The sequence below is a fragment of the Microcystis sp. M53603_WE2 genome, assembly GCF_030065435.1.
The window spans coordinates 1-2,235 of record NZ_JASJFF010000679.1 but is presented as its reverse complement, the minus strand read 5'-3'; the positions used below and the strand labels follow the sequence as shown (position 1 = coordinate 2,235).

The 2,235-nt window shown below is 48.9% G+C and carries 1 protein-coding gene and 2 pseudogenes; all 3 read right to left on the bottom strand.

Annotated features, from left to right (window positions below; genetic code table 11):
• Nucleotides 1-202 (bottom strand): annotated as a pseudogene (locus tag PX481_RS14705) (IS607 family transposase); the annotation flags it as partial.
• Between the two features lie 276 nt (nucleotides 203-478).
• Complete coding sequence (locus tag PX481_RS14700; protein ID WP_002763660.1) at nucleotides 479-1,171, bottom strand: cadmium resistance transporter; 693 nt, start codon at nucleotides 1,169-1,171, stop codon at nucleotides 479-481.
• A 166-nt stretch (nucleotides 1,172-1,337) separates the two neighbouring features.
• Nucleotides 1,338-2,096 (bottom strand): annotated as a pseudogene (cax, locus tag PX481_RS14695) (calcium/proton exchanger); the annotation flags it as partial.
• Between the last annotated feature and the right edge of the window lie 139 nt (nucleotides 2,097-2,235).

Genomic DNA, 2,235 nt, shown 5'->3' with positions numbered 1-2,235 from the left:
TTGAACTAATTTCATCATTCTCCTCAAGGCATTTAATTAAACATTCTGTCTTTCTATTTCGTCGTCTTAATGAGTATAATCGAGCGCAAAATGAGGTAATTATGCTCACGAAGTCTTGCCTTAAATCGTCTTTTCTTTCTTCTGCTAGATTAACGACCTCTAGATCTCTATTTGTTTGAGTTAAAAGAACTTTCAGATAATTAGGGTCTGCTGAAAAAGTTTTTCCTGGGGGTAGGAGTCAGTAGCCGGTCGTCAGGAGCCGGTCGTTTCGGGCTTTGTTGCCCTTGTTTTTTGTACCAAGCGATGTACTACAAGAAGGATAATGCCAGGTTTTTGAACGTCCCAATCCTATTTTCTTGCACTAACATCGGATTTTAACAGGTCAAAAGCCTTATTTTAAAAGGGTTTTACCATTATTCAGCAAGCCCTAATTACCCTCTTGGGATGTGATGATTCTGCCTTGAAAATAAATGGTACTTTATTTTTTTGCCAGTTCCTTACTGCGACCGACGATCGCCCAGAGATAGCTAATTGCTAAGGCCAAAAACGCGAGGGAAATACTTTCTTTGACGATAAAAATACCCAGACCGATCAGCACACAGGGAACGAAGGTACTTCCCTGACTGGTTAGAATAGTGGCGATGGTCGGCACGCTGGTCAACCCGTAGGCGAACGCACACCAAACCCCCACCAGAATCAAAAACACGCTGACGATAACGATCAGACTTGTTACGCTACTACTGGCGAAAAGGGGAACGTAAATGCCGATATTATCGCTGCCGTTGGCGACGGTCAACGCAGCCACGCTATAGGTGCGCGGGTCAAACCAACGACCGAAGGGGGAATGTTTCGCACCCTCTAGGTTGACTTCGACATTCTCCGGCTCTTCCTCCTTCTCCTCTTCTTTGAGAAGGGAAAAGATGCCGAGAATCACAGGAACGAGGCCTAGATAGCGAATCCATTGAGTAGGGATGAGAAAACACCCGAAAAACCCCGCTAAACTGGCAATAACAAGCAGACTAAAGCCGATATACTGACCGATCACGATATCGCGATGACGGAAGAGTTTTCCCGTTTGGCTGAAGAGAATCGTCAGGATCAATATATCGTCGAGGTTGGTGGCGACGAATGCCGCTACACCAGTGGATATCGCGATCACAATCTCGATCATGGTTTTTTCCTTAAGATGGCCGTCGGGTTCGTCCGTTCTTTATACCTTCACCGTGACAGGGGAAACCGAAATATTCGGCGTTCGGCTTTTCCTTCAAAGGTTCTGGAACGGGAGAATTTTACTACCTATCCCGATCGAGAAACTGTATTTCGCACGACCGATCGCTCTATCCCGGTGCGGAATGGAAAAAGAAAGCGAGAGCGATGACCGTGTAGGTCGCCACCAGTAATATGCCCTCTAACCAGTTCGAGCGACCGTCGTTACTGATCGAGTTGGCCAGCCAGACGGCGACGGCGACGGCGACCAATTCAAAGATGTCGAAATCGAGAGCCATCGGCTGACCGATGAAATAACCCGCGATTACGAGAACCGGTGCGACAAAAAGTGCGATTTGTAGACTCGAACCGACGGTGACAGAAACCGCCAGATCCATTTTGTCTTTTAAGGCGACCCTAACCGCAGTGGCGTGTTCGGCCGCGTTGCCGATAATTGGCAGCAGGATCACCCCCGTGAAAAGGGTCGTTAATCCTAATTTATGCGTGGCTTCCTCTAGGGTATTAACTAACAATTCCGATTCGACCGCCACCCCGAGCGTCACGAGCAGTAATATCCCCACCCACAGCCAGAGATTCGGCTTTTTTACCCCTACGGCTTCCCCCGACTCTTGATCGAGATCGGCAACCCCCACCTCGTAAAGATAGGTGTGGGTCTTCATCGAAAACAGCAGACTCAGGCAATACACAAAAATTAATACCGCCGCCACCGCTACCGAGAGACGCTGTAGGGCAATCTCCTGGATTGCGGCGGAGGTGTATTGAAAGGTTGTGGGTAGGAGGATCGCTGCGACGGCGAGATTCATCGACGAGGAATTTAAACGGGCGGTCACGGGCTGGAATTTCTGTTCTTTTTGACTCTCCCCCGCTAACCGCTCGCGCGGTGTAGCGGGGGATTCTCGGTTCTTAGGCTTTTAACTAGATCGACCTGGTTTAACCGGTCGATCCCCGTCAAATCGCCTCCGCGAGCGTTTTCTAACACGGTCAGTCCGACCGCATTTTTTCCTCGGT